The sequence below is a fragment of the Pseudomonas sp. 05N434 genome (assembly GCF_056396965.1).
Genome location: NZ_JBFTMK010000242.1, coordinates 1 through 7,168, shown reverse-complemented (window position 1 = coordinate 7,168; position 7,168 = coordinate 1). Strand labels below are relative to the sequence as shown.

Below are 7,168 nucleotides of genomic sequence, written 5' to 3'. Positions count from 1 at the left end.
ATATTCAGGCGTCATTTAAGTGACCGCCACAACCACCATTCTTCAGAGAAACAGACCCTTTACAGCGCCGACGCGACCGTTACAACCCATGAATAATTCATACGCACTGACGAACGGAGTAAAAATATAAAATAGCCATACAAATCAACAATATAAAACTTCAACAACACTTAAATAAAAACCTCATAAAATCATTAAAAACCATAAGTGACCGACCACGAATATAAAAGTTTCAAACTTTATAATTAAATAAAAACCCACACATAACGCTTTAAAATATTCACCTTTGATGCTAATAATCCGGCAGCTTCCGGGTTTCCAGGCGACGTCCCCTCTCACATGAAGTGAACATCAGCGCTCACGCTGACTATCCCGGCCTTTACTAAACTCAAATAACGCTAGCGTGGCTCAAGTTTCAATATAACTTGGGGCAGCTTTTGTGTTGCGCACTAGAACTGCGCGAGGAAGGCATCATCGTCCGCCATCATTCAAGGCTTAAAGTCCTTTCGATCTTCGGTACCCGTCCTGAAGCCATCAAGATGGCGCCTTTAGTCAAAGCCCTCGCTGCGGAACCTGGCATTCATTCGCAGATATGCATCACCGGCCAACATCAAAGCATGCTTAAACAGGTGCTGGATCTGTTCAACCTCAAGGCCGATTACACCCTCGATGTGATGACGCCGCACCAGACGCTTAATTCGCTGACCGCGGCGCTTTACGAGGCGATTGATCCGGTGCTGGAAATGGCCCAGCCGGATCGGGTGCTGGTACATGGCGATACCACTTCGGCCATGGTGGCCGCGATGGCTGCGTTCCATCGACGCATCCCGGTCGGCCATGTGGAAGCCGGCCTGCGCACCGGTGACATCTACAGCCCATGGCCGGAAGAAATGAATCGTCGCTGCATCGACCTGGGTGCGGACATGCTGTTTGCGCCGACCCACGAGTCGCAAAAAAACCTGCTCGACGAGCGTTTGCAGGGGCGCTCTTTCGTGACCGGCAACACGGTGATCGACGCTTTGCAGATGACCGCGCAGCGCATCGAACAGGACGCTGACCTGCGTGCAGGCCTGGATGAGCAATTCTCGTTCCTGCAACCCGGCCGCAAGGTATTGCTGGTCACCGGGCATCGTCGGGAAAACTTCGGCGAAGGCTTCCTCGACATCTGCAAGGCCCTGAGCCATTTGGCCCGGCGTGCCGACATCCAGATCGTCTATCCGGTGCACTTGAACCCCAATGTCATGGGCCCRGTCACCGAGCAGTTGGGCGACCTGCCCAATGTGCACCTGATCAAGCCACTGGACTACCTGGCTTTCGTGCGCCTGATGCAACGGGCACACGTGATCCTCACCGACTCCGGTGGCGTGCAGGAAGAAGCCCCCTCACTGGGTAAACCCGTGCTGGTCATGCGTGACGTTACCGAGCGCCCCGAAGCGGTCGCGGCGGGCACTGTGCGCCTGGTCGGGACCTCGCCGGACTCGATCATCGCGAGTGTCAACGCGTTGTTCGATGACGAGTTGCTGTGGCGTCGATGCTCCCAGGCGGCCAACCCATACGGCGATGGCTACGCCAGTGCGCGCATCGTCGACGCGCTGATGGGTCGTCCGGTCGATGAGTTCGTCGTCGCTCGGCAGTCATTGCCCAAGTTCCTGCATTACCCGACAGCGGTGCCTGTGCCCGAGGAAAATTACCCGGCTTTCACCTCTCTCTAAACCGAACCGCTCCTCCCCTTATCAGCTCGAGATCTACCTGAATGAAGTCTTCCGTTGCCATCCATACGGGGGCGCTCAGCGCCCTTGCCTGTGGCGTGAGCCTGCTCGCGGTCATGCCGACCTTCGCCTTGGCCGCGGACAGCCCGCTCACCCAGGCGATCAACCGACTCAACGCCGACACTCGGCAGGAGCGTGAGATCCGCTTGAGCGATCTGGGGATCGACGCCCCCATCATCCTGGGTTCCACCGATGCCCGGCGCGAATTGTATTTACCCGTGCCGGCGGGCGTACCACTGACCGATGCCACGCTGAATTTCGACGCCAGCTACCTCAACGGCGAAGGCGGCCGCAACACCTTGCTGCTGTCGCTGGACGGTTATCCGGTGCGCGCCGAAGGGCTCAGCGAAGCTCAAGGTGACGCCAGCGCCACGCTGGGCGTGGACAAGACCGCGCGTGACAGCGGGTCGGTGCGCCTGGGTATTGCCTGGTCGTCGATCGTGTCCCGCGTGTTGTGCGAAGACGAACGCGCCATCGGCAACGTATTGCGTATCGAACCGGACACCCGCCTCAACTACAGCTACGACGCCAGCCAGTTACAGGACGTTGGTGCAGCCTGGACGGCACTGCCCGGCAAACCGGGGATCATGGTCGCGCCGGGCACCCTAACCGCCGAAAGCTACGACGCCGCCTGGCGTCTGGGCGTGGCACTGGAACGGATCGGCAAGCACAGCCACATCCTGCCCTATCCTGCCGTACAGGACAGCGTTGACCTGACCGGCCTGCGTATCCCGGCCGAGCTGCAAACTATTCCAGCGTTCGCCAGCCTCAGCGGCAAAGGCCCGCACGTCCTGGAGAACCCGGCGCAAATCGGCGCGCTGCTGATGTTGGGGCAAACCCCGAACGTCCAGGCGGATCTGGCCATCAACGACCCGCAACTGCTCAAGGCCGTCAATGAGTCTCTGGATGCGCTGCAAAGTCAGATTCAAGGTCTCGACGCCACCGCAGCCAGCGCCTTCGCGCAATGGCGTGTGCGGCATATCAATGCAGGCCTGGCCGCCACCGGCACGGACAATGTGCGCCTGGCATTGCTGGGGACACGCCCGGTGCTGACGATCGCACCGCAAGCGACCGGCAAGGCCTTGGCCTTGTTCAGCTCCGCCTGGAACACACTGGCACGCAGCCGCCAATTGACCGTCAGCGAAGCACAGTTGCCATTGAGCGCCGACGGCCGTGTGGCCTTGTCGCGCCTGGGCGGCAAACCCGGCGCGATCGACGTGCTGGCCAAATCCGACTGGAGCACCTCGTTCCCTCTGGGCAGCGTGGCCTACGACGGACGTCTGCCGGTGAAGGCGGTGATCGATGTGTCCGCCGCACCCGGCGCCTCGGACACCGCGCCGGTGGCCTCGCTGTTTCTCAACGATTATCTGATTGGCGCACAACAGCTCGTGGCCAACGGAGAAAAGCAACGCATTGAAGCGCGGATCCCACGTTACGCCGTGGGCTCGACCAACGTGCTGCGTGTGTCGTTCCAGCGCCAGCCGGTCAGTGATCGCTGCCTCGAAACGCCACAAGCCTTCCCGGTCTCGGTGCTACCGACCAGCCATATCGTGTTGGAAAAGACTGCGCTGGATGATGACTTTTCCGGCATGGCTGCACGCTTTGCCGTGAACGCGCAGATCCTCGTGCCGCAGGCCTACCTCGAACACCCGGCAAGCAGTTTGCCGCAGGTGATTTCGGTGGCTGACGCCGCCGGTGTTTCGCCGCTGCGTGCGCAATTGAATATCAGCGCAGACCCGAAAGTCTCAGTCACGCCAGACAAAGCCTTCCTGGCCTTCGAGTTGCCGATCAAGGACAGTAAAGAGTCGGTGCAGGTCGACGAGCAGGGCCGCCTGCGTATCAATCACAAGGATCAGGTGTTGCTCGACGTGCATCCCCTCAACCACCTGGCTTCGTTGCAAGCCGTGGAAAGCGGCGGCCAGCACGGTCTGGTCTATCGCACACTGGGCACCGACGCCCCCCGCTTCGCCAGGCAGGTTCTGCTGAGTCGCGGCGACGTCGCCATCCTCGGTGACAACGGTACGCTGACCACCTTCGACACCCAGGACCCCAGTGGCAGCCAATTGATCGACCACGAAGAACCCAAGGGGCTGGACGCCTGGCGCACACCGTCGCTGTTGTGGCTGATTCCCGGTGGCATCCTGTTGGTCCTCATCCTGTTGCTGGCCGGCCGTAACGCCCGTCGCAATCGCCAGTAACGGTAACCCTCGATGACGTCGCTTTATTGGCCCTATTGGCTGGCCCACTACTACAGCTTCCTGGAGACCTCGACCATCGTGGTCGCGGTGCTGATTCTGATTTCCAGCCTGGACGATCTGTTCATTGACCTGTGGTACTGGTCTCGTCGCCTGTTCCGCAAATTCACCGTGGGTCGCAAGTACCGGCCGCTGACCGCCGAGCAACTGATGGCCCGGGATGAACAACCGCTGGCAATCATGGTTCCGGCCTGGCTGGAATACGACGTCATCGCGCCGATGATCGAGAACATGGTGTCGACCCTGGACTACCAGAACTATGTGGTCTTCGTCGGCACCTACATCAACGACCAACGCACCATCGATGAAGTGGAGCGCATGCGTCGGCGCTACAAGCAGCTGCATCGCGTGGAAGTCCCGCATGCCGGGCCGACCTGCAAGGCCGACTGTCTGAACTGGGTGATCCAGGCGATTTTCCTGCATGAGAAAACCCACGGCATGACCTTCGCCGGCGTCGTGCTGCACGACAGCGAAGACGTGCTGCACCCGCTGGAATTGCGCCTGTTCAACTACTTGCTGCCGCGCAAGGACATGATCCAGTTGCCCGTGGTTTCGCTGGAGCGCAACTGGTACGAATGGGTGGCCGGCACCTACATGGACGAATTCGCCGAATGGCATGGCAAGGATCTGGTGGTGCGAGAAAGCATGACCGATACCGTGCCATCTGCCGGGGTCGGCACCTGTTTTTCACATCGTGCCTTGCGAGTGTTGGCCGGGGAAACCCAGAACCAGCCATTCAACACCGACAGCCTCACCGAGGACTACGACGTCGGCGCACGCCTGGCCAAGGTCGGTATGAATGCGATCTTCGTGCGCTTCCCGGTGCAGTTTCGCGTGCTGCGCAAATCATGGTTTCGCAAGCCTTACGAATCGACCCTGAAGATGCCGTTGTGCGTGCGCGAATTCTTTCCCGACACCTTCCGCACCGCGTTCCGCCAGAAGGCCCGCTGGACATTGGGCATCGGGCTGCAAGGCTGGGAACAAATGGGCTGGAGCGGCTCGCTGGCCAACCGTTATCTACTGTTTCGCGACCGCAAAGGCGTAGTGACGGCGTTCGTCAGCATCATCGCCTACGTGATTCTGGCGCAGTTGCTGGGCCTGATTGTTTTGCGCCAGAGCGGACTGTGGGACGTGAGTTTCCCGACGCCGTTTGAAACCAACGGCTTTATCCAATACCTGCTGCTGGCCAACGGTATCGCGCTGGCCTGGCGCATCGCGCATCGCTGCTATTTCACCACCGTGCTATACGGCTGGCAGCATRGTTTGCTGTCGATCCCGCGCATGGTGGTGGGCAACTTCGTCAACTTCATGGCCGCGTCACGGGCCTGGCGCATGTTCCTGGTTGGCAAGGCGCTGAACCGCAAACTGGTGTGGGACAAGACCATGCACGACTTCCCGTCCACCGACCTGGTCGCTGCCGCACCGCGCAAACTGGGCAGCGTGTTGCTGTCCTGGCAGGCGATCAACGAAACCGACCYGCAAAATGCTCTCGTCGAACAGAAAACCCGACACATGCCATTGGGGCGGATTTTGCTCAGCAACGGCTGGCTGGACGACGAAACGCTCGCGGAAGCCATCGCCTTTCAGAACGACTTGCCGCGGGTGTTCGATGTGGCCGCCAAGGCGCGGGACTCGAACCAGACCCTGGACGACGAATTCGCCCTGCGCTGGCGCGTGGTGCCGCTTGGCTTGAATGCCGACGGCCGTGCGCAAGTCGCCGTGGCCAGCCCACTGCCGGCCGAAGGCCTGCAACAGGTCAGCGACGAACTGGGCAGCGAACCGGTGCAGCTGATTGCCCGGGAGAGCGAAATCGTCGCGCAATTGCGTCAACTGAACGTGCGCGAAGGCCAATCCGTGCCGGATGCCCGAGCGCCATTGCTGGGCGACCTGTTGATCGAAATGGGCCTGCTGGATCGCGATGTGTTCAGCCGCGCGATGTTGCAGTACCGCCCGCAGCATCATGGCCGCATTGGCGACTATCTGGTCGACAGCGGCGTGCTGCCTCGCGCCACCATCGAAAAAGCCGTGGCACGTCAGCACAGCCACTACCCTGCGGAGCTTCCTGCATGAATCGCCCCTTACTGACCCTCATGGCCACGGGGCTGAGCCTGATACCTGCGTTTGCTCATGCCCAGACGCTGCCATTGCCATTGACCGGTCCGGCCTATGTCACCGCCAACGAGGCGTACAGCGCTTACGAGCGCAAAGACTATGACCTGGCCATCGCCAAGGCTCGCGAAGCGCTACGTCAGCGCGCCGACATCCAGCGTTTGAACACGCTGATTGTGCTGGCTCAGCGCGACAAGGACCTGCGTGATCATCCCAGGCGCTACCCGCAATCACGTCAGGCTCCGGGCTTCGGTGCTGCTGCCCAGGCCTTCAAGGCCTATGACCGCGATGACTTCGGCGCTGCTGCCCAGGCCGCACGCAAGGCCATCGCTCAGGCGCCTAAACGCATGGACTATCGACTGCTGCTGATCGAGTCCTTGCAGCGCCAACCGCATCTGCAGGAAGCGGATCAAGCCACCACCCAGGCGCTTGCGATGTTCCCGGACGACGACGCGTTGCTGATGCGGCGCACAGCGATTCGTCGTCAACTGGCGGTGCCGCTGGCGGTTCAGGGCTATCGCGCCCTGCAGCAAGGCCATGTGCCGCTGGCCGTGGATCAGGCCAGAAAAGCCGTCGCCTGGGCCCCGGAAATCGGCGCCAACCAGCAACTGCTGATCAGCGCCCTGCTCGCCGCCAACGATTACCCTGGGGCCGAGCAAGCCGCGTCCGCTGCATTGGCACAGGATGACGGGGAAATCGCACCGTGGATTCTGCGCAGCTACGCCCTTGATCGGCAGGGTAAGACTCAAGCCGCTCAAACTGACCTGAAGCAGGCCCTCGCCATCGATGGCCTGCCGCAAGCGCAAGTCCGCGACATTCGTTTCTTCGCCGCCGACGCCGCACTGGCCCATGGCGAGCCTCAGCAGGCGCTCGATGATTTGCAGCCACTGGTCGACGATGAAGGTGGCGAAATAGCCCGCCGACGCAGCGCCGCACGAGTGGCGCTGCGGCAGAAAAACAATGGGGATCTGAACACTGCCGCTCACGTCCCTGCTCCAGCCCTGAACTGTCAGGAAACGGCCTTCGGCCTGGTGT

The 7,168-nt window shown here is 60.8% G+C and carries 3 protein-coding genes and 1 pseudogene; all 4 read left to right on the top strand.

Features of this window, described 5'->3' with window-relative positions; all coding sequences use genetic code 11:
• Positions 1–437: 437 nt before the first annotated feature.
• On the top strand, positions 438–1,712 hold the full coding sequence (gene wecB, locus AC1DLB_RS16410; RefSeq protein WP_477748499.1) for a non-hydrolyzing UDP-N-acetylglucosamine 2-epimerase: 1,275 nt from the start codon (positions 438–440) through the stop codon (positions 1,710–1,712).
• A 41-nt stretch (positions 1,713–1,753) separates the two neighbouring features.
• Positions 1,754–3,967 carry a hypothetical protein gene (locus tag AC1DLB_RS16405; protein ID WP_477743668.1) on the top strand — a complete coding sequence of 738 codons (2,214 nt, stop codon included), beginning with the start codon at positions 1,754–1,756 and terminating at the stop codon, positions 3,965–3,967.
• A gap of 12 nt (positions 3,968–3,979) precedes the next feature.
• Positions 3,980–6,094 (top strand): glycosyl transferase family protein, encoded by a 2,115-nt coding sequence (locus AC1DLB_RS16400; RefSeq protein ID WP_477785288.1) that lies wholly within the window; start codon positions 3,980–3,982, stop codon positions 6,092–6,094.
• Positions 6,091–7,168 (top strand): annotated as a pseudogene (locus AC1DLB_RS16395) (bacteriophage N4 adsorption protein A); the annotation flags it as partial. The gene AC1DLB_RS16400 and the pseudogene AC1DLB_RS16395, both read left to right, overlap by 4 nt.